This is a genomic window from Streptomyces sp. NPDC001980 (genome assembly GCF_040296885.1).
Taxonomy (GTDB): Bacteria; Actinomycetota; Actinomycetes; order Streptomycetales; family Streptomycetaceae; genus Streptomyces.
Genome location: NZ_JBEOYD010000006.1, coordinates 17,901 through 39,487, shown reverse-complemented (window position 1 = coordinate 39,487; position 21,587 = coordinate 17,901). Strand labels below are relative to the sequence as shown.

The following is a 21,587-nucleotide window of genomic DNA, read 5'->3' as shown; positions in this document are numbered from 1 at the left end:
ACCAGGAAGGATCTTGACCAGCTATGACCGACGAGAACACTCCCGTCACCCCTGAAGAGGGCGGCGAGCTCGCGATGCGTGTCGAGCCCGTCGGGCTCGAGACGGAGATGCAGCGCTCCTACCTGGACTACGCGATGTCCGTCATCGTGTCCCGCGCGCTGCCCGACGTCCGCGACGGCCTCAAGCCCGTGCACCGCCGCGTCCTGTACGCGATGTACGACGGCGGTTACCGCCCCGAGCGCGGCTTCTACAAGTGCGCCCGTGTCGTCGGCGACGTCATGGGCAACTACCACCCGCACGGCGACTCCTCCATCTACGACGCCCTGGTGCGCCTCGCCCAGCCGTGGTCGATGCGGATGCCGCTGGTGGACTCCAACGGCAACTTCGGCTCCCCGGGCAACGACCCGGCGGCCGCCATGCGGTACACCGAGTGCAAGCTGGCGCCGCTGTCGATGGAGATGGTCCGCGACATCGACGAGGAGACCGTCGACTTCACGGACAACTACGACGGCCGCTCCCAGGAGCCGACCGTCCTGCCGGCCCGCTTCCCGAACCTGCTGATCAACGGCTCCGCCGGTATCGCGGTCGGTATGGCGACCAACATCCCGCCGCACAACCTGCGCGAGGTCGCGGCCGGCGCCCAGTGGTACCTGGAGAACCCGGACGCCTCGCACGAGGAGCTCCTGGACGCGCTGATCGAGCGCATCAAGGGCCCCGACTTCCCGACCGGCGCGCTGGTCGTGGGCCGCAAGGGCATCGAGGAGGCGTACCGCACGGGGCGCGGCTCCATCACCATGCGCGCGGTCGTCGAGGTCGAGGAGATCCAGAACCGCCAGTGCCTGGTGGTCACGGAGCTGCCGTACCAGACCAACCCCGACAACCTCGCGCAGAAGATCGCCGACCTGGTGAAGGACGGCAAGGTCGGCGGTATCGCCGACGTCCGCGACGAGACCTCCTCGCGCACCGGCCAGCGCCTCGTCATCGTGCTGAAGCGGGACGCGGTCGCCAAGGTCGTCCTGAACAACCTGTACAAGCACACCGACCTCCAGTCCAACTTCGGCGCCAACATGCTGGCGCTGGTCGACGGTGTGCCGCGCACGCTGTCGTTGGACGCGTTCATCCGGCACTGGGTGACGCACCAGATCGAGGTCATCGTCCGCCGTACCCGCTTCCGGCTGCGCAAGGCCGAGGAGCGGGCGCACATCCTGCGCGGTCTGCTGAAGGCGCTGGACGCGATCGACGAGGTCATCGCGCTGATCCGGGCCAGTGACACGGTCGAGATCGCGCGTACCGGCCTGATGGAGCTCCTGGAGATCGACGAGATCCAGGCCAACGCCATCCTCGAGATGCAGCTGCGGCGACTGGCCGCCCTGGAGCGCCAGAAGATCATCCAGGAGCACGACGAACTCCAGGCGAAGATCACCGAGTACAACGCGATCCTCGCCTCGCCGGTCCGCCAGCGCGGCATCGTCAGCGAGGAGCTGGCCGCGATCGTCGAGAAGTACGGCGACGACCGCAAGACCATGCTGGTGCCCTACGACGGTGACATGTCCATCGAGGACCTGATCGCCGAGGAGGACATCGTGGTCACCGTCTCGCGCGGTGGCTATGTGAAGCGGACCAAGACGGACGACTACCGGGCGCAGAAGCGCGGCGGCAAGGGCGTGCGCGGTACGAAGCTGAAGGAAGACGACATCGTCGACCACTTCTTCGTCTCCACCACGCACCACTGGCTGCTGTTCTTCACGAACAAGGGCCGGGTGTACCGGGCGAAGGCCTACGAGCTGCCGGACGCCGGCCGGGACGCGCGCGGTCAGCACGTGGCGAACCTGCTGGCCTTCCAGCCGGACGAGGCGATCGCCGAGATCCTCGCGATCCGGGACTACGACGCGTCGGACTACCTGGTGCTGGCCACCAAGGCCGGTCTGGTCAAGAAGACGCCTCTGAAGGATTACGATTCGCCCCGCTCCGGCGGTGTCATCGCGATCAACCTGCGGGAGCGCGAGGACGGTTCCGACGACGAACTGATCGGTGCCGAGCTGGTTTCGGCGGACGACGATCTGCTTCTGATCAGCAAGAAGGCGCAGTCGATCAGGTTCACCGCCTCCGACGAGACTCTGCGACCCATGGGCCGGGCCACCTCCGGTGTCAAGGGCATGAGTTTCCGTGAGGGGGATGAACTTCTGTCGATGAATGTTGTTCGACCCGGTACGTTCGTGTTCACTGCCACCGACGGGGGGTACGCGAAGCGGACCCGTGTCGACGAGTACCGCGTCCAGGGCCGCGGCGGCCTCGGTATCAAGGCCGCCAAGATCGTGGAGGACCGCGGTTCGCTGGTCGGCGCGCTGATCGTCGAGGAGAACGACGAGATCCTCGCCATCACCCTGTCCGGCGGTGTGATTCGCACGCGAGTCAGCGGGGTCAGGGAGACGGGCCGTGACACCATGGGCGTCCAACTGATCAACCTGGGCAAGCGCGATGCCGTCGTGGGTATCGCACGTAACGCCGAGGCCGGCAGCGAGGCGGAGGAAGTCGACGGCGAGGACGCCGTGGACGAGACCGCCGAGGGTGTCGCGACCAGCGGCACGGACGAGGGTGAGGCGCCCTCGGCCGAGTAGGCACGAGGAGTGAGTCATCGTGAGCGGAGCCACGGGCGCCGGATCGGCCGGTACCTCGACGGGTACGGATGCGGACGGCGGCGGCCGTGGCTCCGCCGCGTCCGACGGGGGCGGTGCGCCGCAGCAGGCGGACACGCACACGACCCAGCTGAAGGCGATCAAGGCGCCCGCGAAGGCGCCCGCGCCGGACGCACCGGGAGCGCAGGGGGGAACCGTGACCGACACCCGAGGGCCGGCCGCGCCGGGCGACCGGCCGGCGCCCGCGCAGCCGCAGCAGCAGGGGGCTTCCCCGCTGCCCGGGGAACGGCGTGCCGAGCAGCCCGCCGGGCCCTACCACCCGCCGCAGGCCTACCCGGCGGCGCAGGCCGCGCAGGCGCCCGCGGGGGGCGTACGACGGCCGCGTACGGGCGCCGCCGGGGCGCGCACCGCCCCGCGCACCCGCAAGGCCCGGCTGCGGGTCGCCAAGGCCGACCCCTGGTCGGTGATGAAGGTCAGCTTCCTGCTCTCCATCGCGCTGGGCATCTGCTCGATCGTGGCGGCGGCGGTGCTGTGGATGGTCCTGGACGCGATGGGTGTGTTCTCGACGGTCGGCGGCACGATCTCGGAGGCGACCGGTTCGAACGAGTCGAACGGCTTCGACCTCCAGGCGTTCCTCTCCCTCCCGCACGTCCTGACGTTCACGGCGATCATCGCGGTCATCGACGTCGTCCTCGCGACGGCGCTGGCGACCCTCGGCGCGTTCATCTACAACCTCTCCGCGGGCTTCGTCGGCGGCATCGAGCTGACCCTGGCCGAGGACGAGTAACCGGAGTTCAAACCTCTCCTGACGGTCCCCCGACAACCGATTTTGGGACTGCCCCGGTCGTGCGCTAATCTTCAGGAGTCAGCGCGCGGGACATACACCGCAGAGCGCGGCGGGGCTATAGCTCAGTTGGTTAGAGCGCATCCCTGATAAGGATGAGGCCACAGGTTCAAATCCTGTTAGCCCCACCAGTACTGAGACCCCCGATCCGGATGGATCGGGGGTCTTTGGCATCTACGGCCGGCATCGGGCTCGTGCCGGTGCAGGTGGGGGCCGCGGTGGCACGGACGGGAGCGGGCATGAAAAGGCCCGGTCGCTGGCGACGGGGGATGCACCAGCGACCGGGTTGCAGCCAGCCTAACAAGGTGGCCTGTGCGGCGGGAGTCAACTTCTCGGCCGTCCTGAGCAGTTGTGATCGGGATCACTCAAAGACGGTCGGGGGTGGGGGCGGATCAGGCGTCGCAAGGTGGGTCGTAGGCGAGGCGGGGGAGGTATTCGCGCCACTTGGCGGGCGTCAGGACGTTGCGGGTGACCGCGCAGATGCGGTTGACCGCCTGGTCGACGTCGAGGCTCCACAGCCGGACCGTGTCGGCGCCGCTGGAGACGCCCAGCATGTTGCTCCGCGGGCTGAAGGAGAGGAAGTTGCCCGTCTTGGCGTTGGGGCTCATGGACTGACCGATGGGGTGGGCCGAGGACGGGGACGACACGTTCCACAGACGGACCGTGTTGTCGTTGCCGCCACTGGCCAGGGTCCTGCCGTCCCGGCTGAAGGTCAGGGAGACCACCGCCTCGGTGTGGCCGGTGAGGGCCGAGCCGAGGCGGGTTGCGTGGCCGGGATCGGAGACGTTCCAGAGGCGGACCGTGTCGTCGTCGCTGCCGCTGGCTAGGGTGTGGCCGTCGGGGCTGTAGGCGAGGGTGTTGATGGGGCCCAGGTGGCCCTTCAGGGGGCTGCCGAGGGGCCTGGCACGGGTTCGGTCGGAGACGTTCCACAGGCGGACGGTGCCGTCCGCGCTGCCGCTGGCCAGGGTCCTGCCGTCCGGGCTGAAGACGAGCGCGTTGACGTAGCCGGTGTGGCCCTTGAGGGGCTCTCCGAGGCGCGTGGGGTGGGCGGGGTCGCTGATGTCCAGGAGCTGGACCGTGCGGTCGTCGTAGTCGGCTGCCACGGTCCTGCCGTCGGGGCTCAGCGCCAGCGCCTCGGAGCCCGCGTACCGGGTGTCCAGCCGGACCGGCGCACCGTACTGGGCGGGGTGCGCGGGGTCCGAGACGTTCCACAGCTGCACCCAGCTGAGGTTGTTCTCACTGGTCAGGATGATCAGGGTGCGGCCGTCCCGGGTGAACACCATGGAGCGCAGATCCCGCGACCCGGTCGTGAACGGCTCGCCGAGCGCGGTGGGCCGGGCCGGATCCGTGATGTTCCACAGCCGCATCCGGCTGTCGCCGCCGCCGGTGGCCAGGACCCGGCCGTCCGGGCTGAACGCCCCCGCCGCGCCGATCATGTCCGAGCCCGGGATCGACCACAGCCGCACCTTGCCGTCGCCGCTGCCGGTGGCGAGGGTGTGGCCGTCGGGACTCCAGCCGACGGCGTACATCTCGCCGCTGCTGCCCGCGAGCGGCTCGCCCACCTGGGAGGGGAAGGCCGGGTTGCCGACGTTCCACAGGCTGGCCGTGGAGTCCGCGCTGCCCGCGGCGAGCATGGAGCCGTCGGGGCTGAAGGCCACCGACCAGACGGGCCCGGTGTGGCCGGTGAGCGGCCCGCCGAGGGCCTTGGCGTGCGCCCGGTCGCTGACGTCCCACAGCCGTACGGTGTCGTCCTTGCTGCCGCTGGCGAGGGTGCGGCCGTCGGGGCTGAAGGCCACGGAGTGCACGGTCGCGGTGTGGCCGGTGAGCGCAGTGCCGACGCGCTCGGGGCGGCGGGGGTCGGACACGTCGTACAGGAGGATCGAGTTGTCGTCGCTGCCGGCCGCGAGGGTGCGGCCGTCCGGGCTGAACGCGATGGAGCGCACGGCCTCGGTGTGACCGGTGAGGGTGCCCAGCGAGGCGGGGTGCCGCGGGTCGTGCACGTCCCACAGGTGGACGGTGTGGTCCTCGTCGGCGGCGGCCAGGGTCTTGCCGTCCGGGCTGAAGGCGACCAGGTAGACGGTGCCGTCGTGGCCGGCCAGCGGGGAGTTCAGAGAGGTGGGGTGCTCGGGGTCGGAGACGTCCCACAGGCGTACGGTGCCGTCGTCGCCGGCGCTGGCCAGGGTTCGGCCGTCCGGGCTGAAGACCGCGCTGGAGACCCAGCTCGTGTGGCCGAGCAGGGGCTTGCCCAGGGCCTTCGGCCGGGTCGGGTCGCTCACGTCCCACAGCCGGACCGTGCGGTCGTAGGCGGCGGTGGCCAGGACCTTGCCGTCGGGGCTGAAGGTGGTCAGGTAGACGGCGCCGGTGTGGCCGAGCAGCGGGGTGGCCAGCGGGGCGTTGACGATGGAGATCAGGCGGTTGTTGGCGCCCTCGTCGTCCTGGCGCAGATCATGGGCCACCAGGTCCAGCTGGGCGGAGAGCGACGGGTCCGAGTACTGGAAACGGTCGGCCTCCGCCACCACCTGCTCGAACACCGCGTCGTCCCGTTGCTGCCGGGCGATCACGGCGGAGCCGGCCGCCAGCAGCGCGAGCACGACCAGCGCCGACACGGCGGCCCGGCTGATCCACACCGTGCGCCGGCGCAGCCGTACCGAGGCCGCCAGGAACTCCACCGCGCTGCGGGTCAGGAAGGTGTCACCGGCCGACTTCGCCCAGGTGTGGGCCTGTTCCAGGCGTGAGCCCCGGTAGAGCAGCGCGGAGTCCTGGGACGACTCCTCCCAGGCCTGGCCGTCCTCCGCCAGGCGCTGGCGCAGCAGGTTGCCGTTGCGGTCCTCGTCGAGCCACTCGCGCAGCCGGGGCCAGGCGTGCAGCAGCGCCTCGTGGGTGATCTCCACGGTGTCGGCGTCGAGGGTCACCAACCGGGCCCGGACCAGGGCTTCGAGCGACTCCTCCGTCTTGTTCGGGTCGGTGGATTCCGCGGCCAGCTGGCGCCGGGTGCCGCGTCTGCGGGTCGCCTGGGTGTCCTCGCCGAGCCGCACCAGCCGGAGCAGGAGCAGCCGGGCGGCGGTGCGGGCGGCCGGGTCCAGGCTCGACCAGGCGCGTTCCGCGGTTGCCGCGACGGCGCCCTGGATGCCGCCCGCCGCCCGGTAGCCGGCCAGCGTCAGCCGGCCCGCCTTGCGGCGCTGCCAGGTGGCGAGCAGGGCGTGCGACAGGAGCGGGAGGACACCGGCGTCATGGGCGCCGCGCGGGCCGTCCGCGCTCACCTCACGGACGATCAGTTCGGCGAGACCTGGCTCCAGCTCCAGGCCCACGGCCTTGGCGGGAGCGGTCACGGCCTCGCGCAGTTCGGCGGTGGTCAGCGGACCGAGCACCATGTGCCGGTGCTGGAGCGCGTCGGCCAGCTCCGGGTAGCCGAGGCACTGCTCGTAGAAGTCGGCACGGATACCCAGAACGACCAGGGCGGGGGCCGGTTCGCCGGACGTGGCGGGGGTGCTGGCCGTGTGCAGGAGCTGGACGAAGGAGCGCCGGTCCGCCTCGTCGGTGCAGAGGGTGAAGGTCTCCTCGAACTGGTCGACGATCAGGACCGGACGGGTTGGATGGGGGCGCGAGGGTGGTCGTGTTTCACGTGAAACATCGACGGTAGATCCGGCCGTGGTCCGTCCGGTCGCCATCTGCTCGGCGGTGGTCCGTCCGGTCGCCGTCTGCCCGGCCGCTGTCCCTCCGGCTGCCGTCTGCCCGGCCGCTGTTTCCCGGCGGGCCCAGGCCGTGATCGCCTCTCGTACGGCATCCGGATCATCCAGGTCTGCCGGCTCGGCCAGCTCGGGTATGCGGCGGGTCAGCTCCTTCGCGGGATCCGCACCCGGGATGAGCTGAAGTATGTGGCGCGGGCCGTCGCGGTCCTCCTCGTCGGCCAGGGCGCCGCTCTGGAGTGCGGTGACCAGGCCGGCGTTCAGCAGCGAGGACTTCCCCGCGCCCGAGGCGCCGACCAGCATGACCAGGCCGCCGCCCGACTCCGCGGAACGGAGCTGGGCGACCAGAGCGTCGGTGCTGCGCTCCCGCCCGAAGAACCAGCGGGCGTCCTCACGGCGGTAGGAGGCCAGCCCCCGGTACGGGCAGACGCTGTCGACCGGTGGCGGCTGTTCCGTCTCCTCGGCCTCCGGTGCGGGCAGCTCGCCGACCGGATCGGCCACGGCCCGCTCCCAGAGCTTCCGCCACTGGACCATGTCGTAGAGCCCGCCGGACACCGGCGTCGGCTGGGCGCGACGGGCCTGCGGGATCAGGACCTGCAGGACGGCGGAGAGAGCGACGAACTGTGCGGGCACGTTCTTCGCCCGCCGCCAGTCGCTGATCCGCTGGGCCGAGACCCGCACGGGCCGGCCCCGCTCGTCGACGCGATGCAGTCGGTCGACCGCCTCGGCGACGCGCTTGAGCGGAGGATTACCGGCCTCCCTGTACAGCAACGCGAGGCGTTCCGCGAAGGCTGTGCGTGCCCCTGCGTCGGGACCCAAGGCTCTCCACCCCTTACTTCCCCCGCTGCTGGCCATCCGGACCGGAAAACCCACTTTATACGGCTGACCTGCGGCGAAGCCCTGGACCGGACGTGCTGCCCTCCTCATACGGGCCCCTCGGCTGGCAGGATTTCACCGCAGCAACGCGGTGATCGGGGGTCGCCCCGACCGGCCGACCAGCTCAGCATTCGCAGAGACAGCTCACGGCACCGCACGTTCTCGGTCACCTTCGGCCGGTGGCCTTCCGCCGGAGTGGCCGTGCGACGCGAGCTGCTCCCGCCCACTGAGCCGGCCTCCGGGCTCAGGCGGCGGTCCTACACCTCCCGCGCCGTTCGGCACCGGTCCCCACGTGGGGAGGGACCGGAGCCGAACGGCACGGGATCACATCCAGCCCGCCTTACGTGCCGCCTCGACCGCGCGTTCCTCCGTGTCGTCGGCCTTCGCGGTCAGAGCCGCGTCCCGTCCGGCCGCCGTGCCGCCGGCCGCCGTCGCCGCCGCCTGGGATGCGGTGAGGGCCGCGCGCAGGGCCGAAGCCGCCTCTGCGCGGTCGTCCAGGGCAGCGGCCACCTGCGCGGCCAGCGCCGCGGTGGCGGCGGCGTTGCGGGCGCAGCGGGCGTCCGCCGCCGGGTCGGGCGCGGTACCGGCCAGCGCGGTGAGCGACTGGGCCGACAGCCGCAGCGCGTTCGCGGCCCGGCCCACCGGGCTCGTCGGGACGGTCTGGGCCGCGTCGGGGTCGATCCCCGCGTGGCGGCAGGAGGCCACCGCACGCTCGTACGCGCTGCGGGCGCGCGCCGAGTGCAGCTTCCTCAGGGTGCCCGCCGAAGGGGAGCCGGAGGGGGACTTCGAGGGAGAACCGGAGGGGGACTTCGAGGGGTCGGTCGGCATCTGTGCCTCCTCGCTGGGGGTGCCGTGATGGGGCGAGGGTCGCTGCGGGTGCGCCTCATCTCGGGCCTTTGGGCCCTGCCCCGAAGGGCGTCCCGGCTAGCCGAACAGCCCCAGCGCGGAGTCCACCGACCAGCTCTGCCAGCTGATGGCGAACAGGCCGACCACGGAGATCATGGCCATCATCAGGTTCTGTCCCTGTTCCGCCCAGTCGTGGATCATGAGGACCAGGTAGATCAGGTTGAGCAGGAACCCGGCCACCAGCGCGATCGGTGTGAGGAAGCCGGCGACCAGTCCGAGGCCCAGGGCGAGCTCCGCGTAGGCCACGACGTAGGCCATCAGCCGGGGGCGCGGCGCGACGACGATGTCGAAGCCCCGCCTGACCACCGGCCAGCGGTGCTTCTCCGCGACACCGGCCGCCCATCGGATGCCTCCGCCGCCGAACCATTGCTTCTTGTCCTTGTGCCGCCAGCTCTCCAGCCACCACAGACCGAGCCCGATGCGGAGCACCGCGAACCATTCGGCACCGTTCAGCAAGGCTGATCGCATCCCGCACCCTCCCCGGATCCCCAACGGCATCTATCTGACGGTTCGTCAGTTCAGCGGAAGGCGGCGTGCGTCGCAAGAGGGAGGGCGGGACGAACTCCATGAGGTTCCGGAAGGTTTCGGGAGGAGGGGGTGCGGGGTGTGGTGGGCCTTGCTGGTGCGAGCTCCTGGGCCTAGCCTGAATGTCGACGGTTTATCTGATGGACCGTCAGATAAATAAGGAACTCCGCAGGCAGCAGGGGGTAGGCATGGCAGAGAACGCGACCGGCACCCAGGATCTGCCCAGGGTGATCAGCGTGGACGACCACGTGATCGAGCCCGCCCACCTCTTCGAGCGGTGGCTGCCGGGCAAGTACCGCGACAAGGGGCCCAAGCCCTTCACCGCCGGCATCGGCGATCTCGCCTACGTCGGCGGCAAGTACCGCTTCACCACCGACCCCGAGGGCCAGACCACCGACTGGTGGGAGTACGAGGGCCTGCTCTTCCCGTACAAGCGCATCATCGCGGCCGTCGGCTTCTCCCGGGACGAGATGACGCTCGACGGCATCACCCGGGAGCAGATGCGGCGCGGCTGCTGGGATCCCAAGGCCCGCCTGGAGGACATGGACATGAACCATGTCGAGGCCTCCCTCTGCTTCCCCACCTTCCCCCGCTTCTGCGGGCAGACCTTCGCCGAGGCCGACGACAAGGAGGTCGCGCTGGCCTGTGTCCGCGCCTACAACGACTGGATGGTCGAGGAGTGGTGCGGGGACAGCGGCGGCCGGCTGATCCCGCTGTGCCTGATCCCGCTGTGGGACATCGACCTGGCCGTCGCCGAGATCCGGCGCAACGCCGAGCGCGGGGTCCGGGCGGTCACCTTCAGCGAGATCCCCACCTACCTGGGCCTGCCGTCCATCCACTCCGGCTACTGGGACCCGTTCTTCGCGGCCTGCGAGGAGACCGGGACGGTCGTCAACATGCACATCGGCAGCAGCTCGCAGATGCCGGCCGCCTCGCCCGACGCGCCGCCCGCCGTCCAGGCCTCGCTCAGCTTCAACAACGCCATGGCCTCGATGATGGACTTCCTCTTCTCCGGGGTCCTGGTGAAGTTCCCCCGGCTGAAACTCGCGTACAGCGAGGGCCAGATGGGCTGGATCCCATACGCCCTGGAGCGCGCCGACGACGTCTGGGAGGAGCATCGCGCGTGGGGCGGGGTGAAGGACCTGATCCCCGAACCGCCCTCGACGTACTACTACCGGCAGATCTTCTGCTGCTTCTTCCGGGACCGGCACGGCATCGAGGCGATCGAGACGATCGGCGTGGACAACGCGACCTTCGAGACGGACTACCCGCACGTCGACTCGACCTGGCCGGATACCAAGCGGGTGGCCCAGGAACACGTGGGCGGGCTGGACCCCGAGGTCGCCTACAAGCTGCTGCGCGGCAACGCGATCCGGATGCTGGAGCTGCCGTTCACATAGCCGGTGCGACGCCGGTTCGGCGGGTCCTCTGCTGGGCAGGGGACCTTCCATGAAGGTCTCCGTCGATGCCGGTGTCTGTTATGGGTCGGGCGAGTGTGCCTTCCGGGCACCCGCTGTGTTCGGCTTCGAGGACGGGTACGGTTTCGTCCTGCCCGGACGGGAGGAGTCCGGGGACGACGAACTGGTCCGGAACATCGCCGAGCGCTGCCCGTCGCAGGCGATCCGGATCGACGGCCGAAGGGTCACCGACTAGCGGATGAGCACTGCCCCCACCGCCCCCACCGAATCCAGCCAACTCACCGGACTCACCGGACTCACCGGACTCACCGAACTCCTGGCCACCCTCGGCCGCCGCTACGTCCGCGACTTCCCGCGTCCCTGGGGCAAGACCCTCGCGGCCCGCGCGCTCAACCCCTACCTGCGCGACCACCCCCGGCAGCGCGTCGTCGAGACGCTCTCCGGCGACCGGTTCGCGGTCGACACCCAGGACCTCATCCAGCGCTACCTCTACCTCTTCGGGGTGTGGGAACCGCACATGACCCGCTGGCTGCGCGGCCGGCTGGCGCCGGGGGACTGCTTCGTCGACGTCGGCGCCAACATCGGCGTCTTCAGCGTCCTCGCCTCCCGGCTGGTCGGGGAGAAGGGCCGGGTCGTGGCCGTCGAGGCCTCCCCCGCCTTCCACCGCCGCCTGGAGCAGCAGAGCGCGCTCAACGGCTGCCGGAACATCCGCGCGGTCAACGCCGCCGTCTCCGACGCCCACCGCACCCTGACCTTCGTGCTCGCCAGCTCCCGCAACATGGGTGCCAACAGCATCGTCCCGTGGGACGGCCCGGCCGAGTCCAGCTTCGACATCGAGGCCGTCCCGCTGCCCGAACTGCTCCGGCCGGAGGAGATCGAGACCGCGCGGGTCGTCAAGATCGACGTGGAGGGCGCCGAGGGCGCGGTGGTGCGCGGGCTCGCCCCGTTGCTGGAGAAGCTCCGCCCGGACGCCGAGATCACCGTCGAGGTCACCCCCGACCGGATGGCCCAGCTCGGCGACTCCGCGGACGACCTGCTGCGCACCATGACCGACGCCGGCTACCACGTCTACCGGCTCGCCAACAGCTACGCGGCCGACAGCTACCCCCGCGCCCTGTACGGCCCGCCGGTGGTCCCGGTCCGCTGGGACCGCCCGGTGACCGAGGAGAGCGACCTGGTGTTCTCGCGCGTGGACGCGGCGACCCTGTGAGCGACGCGGCAGGGCGGTCGTACAGACCGGCGCGGTAGGACGGTCGTACCGCACACGCTGTAAGACGGCCGTACCGCCTACGTCAGCCGTACCGTCAGCCGTACCGCCAGCCGAGCTCCGCCAGCGCCCGTGCCCGTGCCGCCACGACCGTCATGCGGGCCTCCCGCTCCACCGGGTCGGTGTGTGCGGGGCGGCCGGTGACCTGGCCCTCCCACTTGCGGTAGAACAGCCCGACCTCCGCCGTGAACCAGCCAACGCTGACGGCGTCGAGGGCGAGCAGCAGTCCCGTGTCCTCGGAGGCGGGCAGCGCCATCCAGCCGCCGAGGGCCAGCAGCAGCTCGCGGCGGACGAAGAGGGTGGCCGGGTGGACCGGGGCGCGGAAGCCGTTCGCCGCCCAGTGGCCGAGCACCGTCCCGCGCTCGATCGGACCCTCCTCCGGGTCGCCGGGGAAACCCTCCGTGGAGCCGTCCGGCAGCAGGTCCAGGGCCCGTGAGGTGGCCCAGCCGAGGTCCGGGCGGGCCTCCAGCGCGGCCAGGTCACGGCCCAGCGCACCGGGCGGCAGCCGGTCGTCGGAGTCGAGGACCTTGACGTACGGCCCCTGCGCCCGGGCCAGCGCCATGGTGCGCGCGACCCCGGGACCGCCGGCCCGGCCCTGCCGGAACGACACCCGCGCGTCGTCGGGAACGTACCGGGGCACCTTGTCGCCGTGCCCGTCCTCCTGGATCAGCCACTCCCACTCCCACCCGTCCGGCAGCCGCTGCTCGCACAGCGACGCGTAGGCCTCGGGCAGGAAGCGGGCCGACGGCGCGTGGACCGCGGTGACGACGGTGATGCGCCGGGTCACGGCAGCGCTCACCACCTTTCCAGATGTGTGGTGAAGAGCAGTTCGGTGCGGTCGCCGGGGAGCGTGACGGCGGTGATGTCCACGATGCGGTCGTGGATGTCGTACGACGTCTTGCGCAGCAGGATCACCGAGGTGCCGGCCGGCAGGTCCAGCTCCCGGGCCTCCTCCGGCGTCGGTGGCCGGGCGGTGAAGCGCTCCTCGACGCGGTCGACCTCGATGCCGACGGTGTGCAGCTGGTTCTGGGTGCCGCCCGGCCAGGGTTCGTTTGCCTCGTCCAGGAGCTCCGGATTGGCCGCGATCAGGTCACGGACGAGGTAGGAGGTCACCAGGTTGAAGGGGGCGGTCTCGGCGGAGTGCCTGGTCCGGTAGGTGCGTTCCAGGAGCACGGTGCCCTCCGGCACCCCGAACGCGTCGGCGAGGTCGCCGAGCGCGGCCAGCTCGCGGTAGCGGGCGAAGAAGACCAGGTCGTCGATGACCAGGCCGGTCTCGCGCTCGGTCGCGCCGGTCTTGGCCCGGGTGGCCTCCGGCATCAGGGCGCGGTCCTTCTCCCACTGGTGCCGTTCGTTGTCGCGGACCGCGCGGGTGCGCGGACGGCGCACGAAGGTGCCGCTGCCGTGCCGCTTGTCGATCAGTCCCTCCGCGCTGAGCAGCCGCAGCGCGTTCTGGATCGTCGGGACGCTCCGCCCGTAGTGCCGGGCGAGCTCCGCCTCGGAGGGCAGCCGGGCGCCGGGCTCGCGCTCGCCCTTCCTGATGGAGCGGCGGAGGTCGTCGGCGATCTCCTCGTACGCCTTGGGCACATGATCAGCCTACGACTCCTCAAGAGGAGTTGAGGAGTCGAGCCGCTCCGGCCACGGATGCACGGACGCAGAGCCGCAAGAGCCGCAAGAGCCGCAAGAGATGCAAGAGACGCAAGAGACGCAAGAGATGCAGGGGTACAGGGGCGCAGAGATGCAGGGATGTCCGGACGTGCGGAGGCCCGCGGCCGGATCGATTCCGGTCGCGGGTCTGTGTCGCAGTAGGCGCTGGTACGTACGCAAGTCGCCCTGCGCCGTTGCGTCCGAGCCGTCTGTACCTGGGGGATCAGCAGTCGAGCGGTGCCGCGGGGGGTTCGGCCGGGGTCTCCGACTCGGTGGTGTCCAGGGGGCGGTGCCGGCAGCTGGGGGTCTTGCCGTGGGCCTCGGCCCGGATGCGCTGCTTCATCGTGGGCGGGAGGGACCTTGCCTGGGACCAGAGCCAGTGGGTCTGTGCCGGGATCGTCACCCGGTCCGTGACGTGGTCGTCGCCGGTGCTGTTGCGCGGGGTCTCGGTCTGCGGTACGGCGGCGGCGGTGGTGGCGGAGACGAATCCGAGCGCCGTGCACAGCGCGAGGAAGGCGGTGACGATGGCGGTCCACAGCTTCATGACCTTGGAGTTCCGGGCCATGGCCCCTCACTTTCGGGTTGGGCGATTTGCGTACTTTCCTCATGATGTGTATGGGGGTCGCGAAGTGGGGGACGTCGGCTTGTGGCGCGTCGATGTTCCGATGAACACCACACGGATGGGCGCATGGCGTGGGAAAAATCCGAAGAAAGGCCCGCGAAGGGAGTCGAGAGGGAGCAAAGTAACCGTCCGTGGAGGTGTGATCACCCTCCGATCGGAGCGGTCCGACCTCGTGCAACGCCTTGTGGCGGAACGGAGTTGGGGGTCGGATGCCAGGTCACCGATCGATATCGGTCGGTGTGTATAGTCGGGCGGCAGAGGTCCCCTACGTCAAGGAAGAGACGAGGTCGCGCGGTGAAGAAGCTTCTCCTGGTCGCACTGGCCGCCATCGGCGGGCTCCTCGTGTACCGCCAGATCCAGGCGGATCGCGCCGAGCAGGATCTGTGGACGGAGGCGACTGACTCCGTGCCCACGGGTTCGTGAGTACCGACAACAGACGACACTGAGACCCCGGCCGCCAGTGCGGTCGGGGTTTTGCGTTGCCGGGGTGGCCAGGGTTGCCGGGGTGGCTGTGGGCGCGATGCAGGTGCTCCGGGCGGGGCGTTTCGGACGGTCACGTGGATCGCCGGGTGGCGCGGGGGCGCGCGGGGCAGTATGGGGCCCGGCCGGGCCGTGACTTCGGCGGTCGGCGGACGACGACTGGGGGGCGCGCGTGATACGGCGGTGGCGTACGGCGGCATGGCGGTGGCGTACGGCGGTAGGGCGGGCCATCTGCATGACGGCCGCCCTCGCACTGACGGCACTGCTCCCGACCGCTGCTGCCGCCGCCGATGGTGGTGGCAGCGGATACGCCTTCGCCCCCGACGCCCGCACCGTCTCCGGAGCGGCGAGCACCACGGACGCCGTACCGCTGGAGCCCGGCACGAGCTACCGCAGCACCCTCCCCGACAAGGGCGAGCTGTACTTCCGCCTCGAACTCACCGCCGCCGCCACCGCCTACGTCCCCGTCACCGCCGTGCCGCCCGCCTCCGCCACCGTCTCGGCCAGCGACGGCATCGAGGTCTCGATCGAGGACGCCAACGGCACCGCCTGCGACTACGACAGCGCCCGCTTCGGCGCCGGGCTCAGCCCACGGCCGGTGACGGCGGTGGGGCGGCGGGACGCGGGCAGGGCGCTGTGCCAGGACGCCGGAACCTACTACGTGGTCGTCGAGCGGCTCGTCTCCGGCTCACGGACCACCACCCCCGGCAGCTGGGACCTGGAGATCGCCCCCGTCACCGAACCGGCCCTGGCCAAGACCGGCGCCACCACCGCCCCCGAGGCCTGGAACTCCGCGTCACCCGCGCCGCTCACCTCGGACCCCCGCCACCGCACCGCGGGCGCCGGCTTCACCACGGCCCGCACCCTGGACCAGGGCGTCTGGCAGACCGACATCACGCCCGGCCAGACCCTCTACTACGCCGTCCCGGTCGACTGGGGCCAGCAGCTCCACGCCACCGTCGACCTCGGCAGCACCGGCGGCGACACCCCCGGCTATGTCAGCGCCGCGCTCAACCTGTCCCTCTACAACCCTGTCCGCGGCCACGTCGACGACGTCTCCCTCGGCTACGACGGCACCCAGAAGTCGTCCTCCCTCGATCCCCTGCCACCCGTCGCCTACGCCAACCGGTACGCCGCCTCCGGCACCGAGAGCGCCGTCCGCTTCGCCGGCACCTACTACCTCGTCGTCCACCTCACCGGGCAGACCGCGGACACCTTCGGGAAGGGGCCGTACGGCGTCACGCTCCGGGTCCGCGTCGACGGCACCCCGAACTCCGGCCCCGCGTACGCCGGTTCGCCCATCCCGAAGGGCATCTTCGGCGTGTCCTGGGACCGCGGGGGCCTCTTGACCACGGGCGGCGACGACACGGCGATGCGGGCGCTCGCGGCCGGCGGGATCGGCACGGGCACCGCCCTGCTGCTCGTCCTCGGCGTGTGGACCCTGACCGCCCGGCGCGCTCAGAGCCGGGCCAGCGCCCAGAAACCGACGGCGTAACAGGCCAGCGCGAGGAGAAGGACGGGCACGACCGCCCTGGCGGGCGGACCGGGCCGAGGCGCCCGCCGCCGACGCCGGCCGTGGGTGCGGACCGACGACGACGGCGGCGGGGTCTGCGGTTCCTGCGCGGTGTACGTGGCGGTGGGGGTGGGGGTGTCAGCGTGCGGCTGGACCGGGGGGAGCGGCTGCGCGGGTGGCCAGGGCGTGTGGGGCTGCGCGCCCGGGGCTGCCGGTGGCTGGGCGTACGGCGGGTACGGCGGTGTCGGCCCGGGCCGTACGGCAGCGGGGGCCGGGGCGACCGGCGTCTGGGGTGGGGGGAGCCGGAAGCTGCCGGTGTCGGACATGGAGGCGGGGGCCGAAGCGGTTCCGCCGCCGCGGGTGCCGTTGGCGCCGACCGCCGGGGACCCTTCGGCGGTCCCGGTCCCGGCGCCGGGACCGGGCGCCGCGACAGCCGACCTCGCACCCGGGCCCGCCTGCACCCCCGTCCCTGCCGCACCGGCCGGCTCCGCGGCCTTCTCCCGGCCCGGGGCGGCCCCGGTTGCCCGTTGCCCCGTCGCGGTCGCCGCGTCGGGATTCGGCGCTGCCGCTCCCGGTGCAGCGGGCCCTGCCGCAGTCCCCGAGGCCTCCTGCGCTGTGTCGACCCCCGAAGCCACCCGCACCGGACCCTCCGCCCTGAACCCCGTGGGCAGCGGCCCCAGTTGGTCGAAGATCTCGATCGACTCGTCGTCCGCGTCCGTCTCCGGGAGGAGCTCCCGGGCCTCGGCGAGGGCTCTGCGGGCTCCCGTGGCCGTGCGGAAACGGGCACGTGGGTCCGGCTGGAGAAGACTGGCGACGACCTGCCAGAGCGGGTCCGGGATGCCCTTGGGCGCACCCGGAGTGCCGTGTTCGGCGAAGTACTGGACGAGCGCCTTGGCGTCGGGCTTGGCGCCCTCCAGGAGATACAGGGCGACCAGGCCGACGGCGAACAGGTCGGCCGTGAAGTCGGGCTCCGCGCCCAGGAGTTGCTCAGGGGCGATGTAACCCGGCGTACCGACCACGAGGTTGGTCTCGGTCAGCCGGGCCTCGCCGAACCGCATGGCGATGCCGAAGTCGGACAGGCGCAGCCGGGGACGGGCGGTGCCGGTCGCTTCCAGCAGGATGTTCGCGGGCTTGATGTCCCGGTGCACCACACCCTCGGCGTGCACCGCGGCGAGGCCGGCGAGGAGCTGGTCAAGGAGGGTGCAGACGAACAGCGGGGGCAGGGGACCGTAGTCCCCGACGAGGTGGACCAGCGAGCCGCCGGCGACCAGGTCCATCGTGAACAGGACCTTGTCGTCGTCGGCGGCCCAGCTGGCCGGAGCCAGGACGTGGGGATGGTCGATGCGCAGCGCCTGCTCCCGCACGAAGCGCAGGAGCGCGTGGGCGTCGCTCTGCTGGAGCACCTTGGCCGCCACATAGCGCTTGCGCCGGTGGTCCCAGGCGCGCCACACGGCGCCCACTCCGCCATGACCGATCGGGTCGGCCAGTTCGTACCGGCCCGCGAAGACCTCACCCATGACTGCCCGTACCCCTCCCCCTCGGCTTCCCCTGCCACCCCCCTTGCCTGTTACCCCCCTTGCTTCCCCCGGATGAGCGATACGACCCCTCTCGCGTGACCCCCTCGGCCAGGGCCTGGCCCCGCCCGGTTCACCGGACCCCCTCCGGCGCGCCGGGCCGTGGCTCAGCTCTGGTGCGACTGGTAGTGCGTGACCGCGTCCGACGTGCGGCCGGCGCCGTACACCCGGAGGAACTCCGCCAGCTCCGGGTGGGTCGGAGCGAGTGTGTCCGCCGCGTCGATGATGTCACCGGCGGCGGCCACCGAGCGCAGCAGCGACTGGATCTCGCGAACCACCCGCTTGACCGTCGGCGCTCCCGAACCGCTCGTCGTCTGCGTGGTGTTGCTGAGCACCGAACCCCCCTGGGACTTCTTGATCTCGTCCATGCGCTCGGTCGCCTCGGCCGCGCTCACGCTGCCGTCCGCGACCTGAGCCGAGAGGTCCTGGAGCAACTGCACCCGCTGGACCACGGCCGGGTTGCCGATCTTCGCCCGCTGCCCGCTCATCAGCTGCGACAGCATGGGCGCGGACAGTCCGAGGACCGCCGCGAGACGTGCCTGGTTGAGCCCCAGGTCGTCGATGAGCTTACGGAAGAGCGCCCCCAACGGCTCTCCGTACCAGTTCCGCTGCAGCTCCCGCGCTCTGGCGGTGGCCTCCTGCTGTGCGGCGTCCATTGCGTCTCCCCATCGCTTCCCCAAAAAAACCACGGTTCGCTACAGCGAACCCCGTCGAGCATCTTACGGAGAGTGGTCATCTGCGGGGACCCCCAATCTTTTTGCGAGGTACGGGGGGTGACCCGGTACTCTGGTCTGCGGCACCGACCCCGCGGACCTTCCGCTTGGCCGGTCGCTTCCCGTACGGGGCCTTAGCTCAGTTGGTAGAGCGCCGTCTTTGCATGGCGGATGTCAGGGGTTCGACTCCCCTAGGCTCCACAACAAACCCCTCTGACCTGCGTAAACGCGGTCAGAGGGGTTATTTGTTCGCCCTCACGGTCAAGCGATTGGTTTCACGTGAAACGGCGCCGTGGACGGGACACGGCAGACGTGCGATCCGCCGGGCTCAGCGGTTCTTGTCGTCCCGGGACCGGGAACCGTGCTCCTCCGCCTCCTTCGCCTGGACCTCCGGGTCGAGGGGGGAAGTGCCGTCCACCGAGCTGAGGCGGCCCGCGTCCGGGACCTCCGTGGCGGCCGGGGGCTCGACCAGCCAGTCGGGGTTGGCCTGCTTGTCCCACCACTTCCAGGCGGCGAAGGCCGCACCGGCCAGCACACCGAACACCGCGAACGCCTTGAACGCACGACCGCACGCCGAGCGCCGCTGGTTCCGGCGAGCCAGCTTCTCGATGTCCTCGGCCGACACATTGCCGCGCAGCGCGGCCAGCGCCGCGGCACCCCGGGCGGTCGCCTCCTCGCGGACCGGACCGGCCGCGGCCACCGCCTGCTCGATCCTCGGACGCGAGTAGTCGGCGGCCTGCCGGGCCGCCTTGCGTGTCAGGTCGGCGGCGTCGTGCGCGGCCTGGTCCATCTTCGGCGGCACATGGATGCGGGCCTGCTCCAGACGCGGCACGAGACGGGCGTCGTACTGGACGCGGGCCTGTTCAGCGGCCTGCGACACCACGGGCGCGAGCCGTACGCGTGCCTCCTGTGCGTAGTACGCGGCACGCTCCTTGGCCGTGTCGGCGTAGGGCGCCACCGCTTCCGCGGCGTGCCGCACGCTGTCCTTCGCCGAACTGGTCGCGGCGCGCACGCTCTCTTTGCGGGTCACGGGTTTCCTCCTCCTCGGTGGCGTACGGTATTTCGACTTTCCACCCTTTTACGGATCATGCCTGCTCGCGGGCCGGGCGGCGCGCGAGGACGGGCATACGGGTGCAACCAGAGCTAAGAGGGGCTTGTCGACGACAATGCCACGGATCGACGCCGCGCGCCCCCGCATGACAGAAGGGGTTCCGCAAGTGATTCGTGAGGATCCAGGCCCGGAAGCCCCGGCCGGGCATCGGACCCGCCGTACCGTGCGAGGATCGAGGGCACTGAATCCGAGCACAACGGAAGGCGGACCGTGGCCGAGCACCTCTACGCCACCCTGAAGACCAGCCTCGGCGACATCGAGGTCCGGCTCTTCCCGAACCACGCGCCCAAGACGGTCAGAAACTTCGTCGAACTGGCGCAGGGTGAGCGTGAGTGGACCCACCCGGACACCGGCACGGTCTCCACGGACCCGCTCTACGACGGCACGGTCTTCCACCGGGTGATCAGCGGCTTCATGATCCAGGGCGGCGACCCGGTCGGCACCGGCATCGGCGGCCCCGGCTACAAGTTCGAGGACGAGTTCCACCCCGACCTGCGCTTCGACCGCCCCTACCTGCTCGCCATGGCCAACGCAGGCCCCCGCACCAACGGCTCCCAGTTCTTCATCACGGTGAACCCCGCTCCCCACCTCAACCGCAAGCACACCATCTTCGGCGAGGTCGTCGACCCGGCCGGCCAGAAGGTCGTGGACAGCATCGCGGCCGTCCCCGTCAGCGGACCCAACAAGCGGCCGGTGAACGACGTCGTCATCGAGACGGTCGTCGTCGAGAAGCGCGGCGGCTGAGCGGTCCGAAAACGAAGCGCCCGAAGGGAACCAAACGCCCCGCTCGTCCGTAAGGATGGGCGGGGCGGAACACTGCCCACGACGAGCGAGGGGATCCCATGGAGGACCAGGCGACAGGCAGCGCGCGCGACGCCCACAGCCTGCCCAAGTGCTACCGGCACCCGGACCGGGAGACCGGTGTGCGCTGCACCCGCTGCGAGCGCCCCATCTGCCCCGAGTGCATGGTCAGCGCCTCCGTGGGCTTCCAGTGCCCCGACTGCGTCCGCGGCACCACCGCAGGCCAGAGCGGCCCGCCCCCGGCCGCCTCCCAGCCCCGCACCCTCGCCGGCGGCACGATGACCGCCGACCCGCGGCTCCTCACCAAGATCCTGATCGGCATCAACATCGCCGTCTTCCTGGTCGAGCTCTCCGTCGGCGACGGCTTCACCAACCGGTTCGACCTGATCGGCCAGGCCTGGTTCCCGCAGTACGGCGACGTCGAAGGCATCGCCCAGGGCCAGTACTACCGCATGCTGACCGCGATGTTCCTGCATGACAGCTCAAGCCCCATGCACATCGTGTTCAACATGCTCAGCCTCTGGTGGATCGGCGGCCCCCTGGAAGCCGCCCTCGGCCGCGCCCGCTACATCACGCTCTACTTCGTCTCCGGCCTGGCCGGCAGCGCTCTCACCTATCTGCTCGCCGCCCAGAACCAGCCCTCGCTCGGCGCCTCCGGTGCGATCTTCGGCCTCTTCGGCGCGACCGCGGTGCTCATCCGCCGGCTCAACTACGACATGCGGCCGATCATCGCCCTGCTGGTGATCAACCTCATCTTCACGTTCAGCGGCGGCATCGCCTGGCAGGCCCACATCGGCGGCCTGGTCGCCGGTGTCATCACCGGCTACGCGATGGTGCACGCCCCGCGCGAGCGGCGGAACCTGATCCAGTACGGCACGTGTGCGCTGGTGCTGGTCGCGGCCGTGGTGATCACGGTCATCCGGACCGCGCAGCTCACCTGAGCCTGAGGCTCATCACCGATCACCGATCAC

The 21,587-nt window shown here is 71.0% G+C and carries 18 protein-coding genes and 2 tRNA genes; 11 read left to right on the top strand and 9 right to left on the bottom strand.

The window, feature by feature from the left end:
• Window positions 1-23: 23 nt before the first annotated feature.
• The 3 genes from gyrA (at window position 24) to ABT137_RS11045 (ending at window position 3,611) form a co-directional block, all read left to right on the top strand.
• A complete protein-coding gene (gene gyrA, locus ABT137_RS11055; protein ID WP_351705917.1) occupies window positions 24-2,618 on the top strand; it encodes a DNA gyrase subunit A in 2,595 nt (864 codons plus the stop codon).
• 19 nt (window positions 2,619-2,637) lie between these two features.
• Entirely contained in the window at window positions 2,638-3,423 is a 786-nt protein-coding gene (locus ABT137_RS11050) for a DUF3566 domain-containing protein (RefSeq protein ID WP_351705914.1), read from the top strand.
• Between the two features lie 111 nt (window positions 3,424-3,534).
• A tRNA-Ile gene (locus ABT137_RS11045) sits at window positions 3,535-3,611 on the top strand.
• Between the two features lie 261 nt (window positions 3,612-3,872).
• Here the strand turns inward: ABT137_RS11045 and ABT137_RS11040 are convergent.
• The 3 genes from ABT137_RS11040 to ABT137_RS11030 form a co-directional block, all read right to left on the bottom strand.
• Entirely contained in the window at window positions 3,873-8,021 is a 4,149-nt protein-coding gene (locus ABT137_RS11040; protein ID WP_502984502.1) for an nSTAND1 domain-containing NTPase, read from the bottom strand.
• 345 nt (window positions 8,022-8,366) lie between these two features.
• Window positions 8,367-8,870, bottom strand: coding sequence for a hypothetical protein (locus ABT137_RS11035; protein ID WP_351705908.1), 504 nt, complete (start codon window positions 8,868-8,870; stop codon window positions 8,367-8,369).
• Between the two features lie 96 nt (window positions 8,871-8,966).
• On the bottom strand, window positions 8,967-9,416 hold the full coding sequence (locus tag ABT137_RS11030) for a DoxX family protein (protein ID WP_351705905.1): 450 nt from the start codon (window positions 9,414-9,416) through the stop codon (window positions 8,967-8,969).
• A 245-nt stretch (window positions 9,417-9,661) separates the two neighbouring features.
• Between ABT137_RS11030 and ABT137_RS11025 the strand changes: the two genes are divergently transcribed.
• From ABT137_RS11025 to ABT137_RS11015, 3 genes are read left to right on the top strand one after another with little or no spacing between them, the layout of a single operon-like run.
• Window positions 9,662-10,873, top strand: coding sequence for an amidohydrolase family protein (locus ABT137_RS11025; protein WP_351705902.1), 1,212 nt, complete (start codon window positions 9,662-9,664; stop codon window positions 10,871-10,873).
• Window positions 10,874-10,922: 49 nt separating this feature from the next.
• The gene (locus ABT137_RS11020; protein WP_351705899.1) at window positions 10,923-11,126 is read left to right on the top strand and encodes a ferredoxin; all 204 of its coding nucleotides are present in this window, start codon (window positions 10,923-10,925) and stop codon (window positions 11,124-11,126) included.
• A 3-nt stretch (window positions 11,127-11,129) separates the two neighbouring features.
• Entirely contained in the window at window positions 11,130-12,101 is a 972-nt protein-coding gene (locus ABT137_RS11015) for an FkbM family methyltransferase (protein WP_351705896.1), read from the top strand.
• A 94-nt stretch (window positions 12,102-12,195) separates the two neighbouring features.
• Here ABT137_RS11015 and ABT137_RS11010 read toward each other — a convergent pair whose 3' ends face one another.
• The 3 genes from ABT137_RS11010 to ABT137_RS11000 form a co-directional block, all read right to left on the bottom strand.
• Window positions 12,196-12,957, bottom strand: coding sequence for a glycosyltransferase family 2 protein (locus ABT137_RS11010; RefSeq protein WP_502984501.1), 762 nt, complete (start codon window positions 12,955-12,957; stop codon window positions 12,196-12,198).
• Window positions 12,954-13,742 (bottom strand): GntR family transcriptional regulator, encoded by a 789-nt coding sequence (locus tag ABT137_RS11005; protein WP_351705893.1) that lies wholly within the window; start codon window positions 13,740-13,742, stop codon window positions 12,954-12,956. The genes ABT137_RS11010 and ABT137_RS11005 overlap by 4 nt, the downstream gene beginning before the upstream one ends.
• A gap of 283 nt (window positions 13,743-14,025) precedes the next feature.
• Window positions 14,026-14,367: a DUF6344 domain-containing protein gene (locus ABT137_RS11000; protein ID WP_351705890.1), complete on the bottom strand. Its 342-nt coding sequence runs from the start codon at window positions 14,365-14,367 to the stop codon at window positions 14,026-14,028.
• 351 nt (window positions 14,368-14,718) lie between these two features.
• Between ABT137_RS11000 and ABT137_RS10995 the strand changes: the two genes are divergently transcribed.
• Window positions 14,719-14,847: a DLW-39 family protein gene (locus tag ABT137_RS10995; RefSeq protein WP_003999697.1), complete on the top strand. Its 129-nt coding sequence runs from the start codon at window positions 14,719-14,721 to the stop codon at window positions 14,845-14,847.
• A gap of 292 nt (window positions 14,848-15,139) precedes the next feature.
• Window positions 15,140-16,399, top strand: coding sequence for a hypothetical protein (locus ABT137_RS10990; RefSeq protein WP_351705887.1), 1,260 nt, complete (start codon window positions 15,140-15,142; stop codon window positions 16,397-16,399).
• On the opposite strand, the gene ABT137_RS10985 is transcribed toward ABT137_RS10990, so the two are convergent.
• Both ABT137_RS10985 and ABT137_RS10980 read right to left on the bottom strand, forming a co-directional pair.
• Window positions 16,363-17,934 (bottom strand): serine/threonine-protein kinase, encoded by a 1,572-nt coding sequence (locus tag ABT137_RS10985; protein WP_351705884.1) that lies wholly within the window; start codon window positions 17,932-17,934, stop codon window positions 16,363-16,365. The genes ABT137_RS10990 and ABT137_RS10985 overlap by 37 nt on opposite strands.
• Before the next feature lie 164 nt (window positions 17,935-18,098).
• A complete protein-coding gene (locus ABT137_RS10980; RefSeq protein WP_089100435.1) occupies window positions 18,099-18,647 on the bottom strand; it encodes a helix-turn-helix domain-containing protein in 549 nt (182 codons plus the stop codon).
• A 185-nt stretch (window positions 18,648-18,832) separates the two neighbouring features.
• On the opposite strand from ABT137_RS10980, the gene ABT137_RS10975 reads away from it, so the two are divergent.
• Window positions 18,833-18,905: transfer RNA gene (locus ABT137_RS10975), tRNA-Ala, on the top strand.
• Window positions 18,906-19,032: 127 nt separating this feature from the next.
• Here the strand turns inward: ABT137_RS10975 and ABT137_RS10970 are convergent.
• Window positions 19,033-19,734, bottom strand: a complete 702-nt coding sequence (locus ABT137_RS10970; RefSeq protein ID WP_351705881.1) for a DUF5324 family protein — start codon at window positions 19,732-19,734, stop codon at window positions 19,033-19,035.
• Window positions 19,735-20,025: 291 nt separating this feature from the next.
• Here ABT137_RS10970 and ABT137_RS10965 point away from each other — a divergent pair, with 291 nt between their 5' ends.
• Window positions 20,026-20,559 carry a peptidylprolyl isomerase gene (locus ABT137_RS10965; RefSeq protein WP_351705878.1) on the top strand — a complete coding sequence of 178 codons (534 nt, stop codon included), beginning with the start codon at window positions 20,026-20,028 and terminating at the stop codon, window positions 20,557-20,559.
• 98 nt (window positions 20,560-20,657) lie between these two features.
• Window positions 20,658-21,557, top strand: coding sequence for a rhomboid family intramembrane serine protease (locus tag ABT137_RS10960; protein ID WP_351705875.1), 900 nt, complete (start codon window positions 20,658-20,660; stop codon window positions 21,555-21,557).
• Window positions 21,558-21,587 lie beyond the last annotated feature (30 nt).

Excerpts from the sequence above, each read along its gene's own strand:
- gyrA (WP_351705917.1), top strand. The coding sequence starts at position 24 with ATGACCGACGAGAACACTCCCGTCACCCCTGAAGAGGGCGGCGAGCTC.
- ABT137_RS11040 (WP_502984502.1), bottom strand. The coding sequence starts at position 8,021 with ATGGCCAGCAGCGGGGGAAGTAAGGGGTGGAGAGCCTTGGGTCCCGAC.
- ABT137_RS11035 (WP_351705908.1), bottom strand. The coding sequence starts at position 8,870 with ATGCCGACCGACCCCTCGAAGTCCCCCTCCGGTTCTCCCTCGAAGTCC.
- ABT137_RS11030 (WP_351705905.1), bottom strand. The coding sequence starts at position 9,416 with ATGCGATCAGCCTTGCTGAACGGTGCCGAATGGTTCGCGGTGCTCCGC.
- ABT137_RS11025 (WP_351705902.1), top strand. The coding sequence starts at position 9,662 with ATGGCAGAGAACGCGACCGGCACCCAGGATCTGCCCAGGGTGATCAGC.
- ABT137_RS11020 (WP_351705899.1), top strand. The coding sequence starts at position 10,923 with ATGAAGGTCTCCGTCGATGCCGGTGTCTGTTATGGGTCGGGCGAGTGT.
- ABT137_RS11015 (WP_351705896.1), top strand. The coding sequence starts at position 11,130 with ATGAGCACTGCCCCCACCGCCCCCACCGAATCCAGCCAACTCACCGGA.
- ABT137_RS11000 (WP_351705890.1), bottom strand. The coding sequence starts at position 14,367 with ATGGCCCGGAACTCCAAGGTCATGAAGCTGTGGACCGCCATCGTCACC.
- ABT137_RS10990 (WP_351705887.1), top strand. The coding sequence starts at position 15,140 with ATGACGGCCGCCCTCGCACTGACGGCACTGCTCCCGACCGCTGCTGCC.
- ABT137_RS10985 (WP_351705884.1), bottom strand. The coding sequence starts at position 17,934 with ATGGGTGAGGTCTTCGCGGGCCGGTACGAACTGGCCGACCCGATCGGT.
- ABT137_RS10980 (WP_089100435.1), bottom strand. The coding sequence starts at position 18,647 with ATGGACGCCGCACAGCAGGAGGCCACCGCCAGAGCGCGGGAGCTGCAG.
- ABT137_RS10960 (WP_351705875.1), top strand. The coding sequence starts at position 20,658 with ATGGAGGACCAGGCGACAGGCAGCGCGCGCGACGCCCACAGCCTGCCC.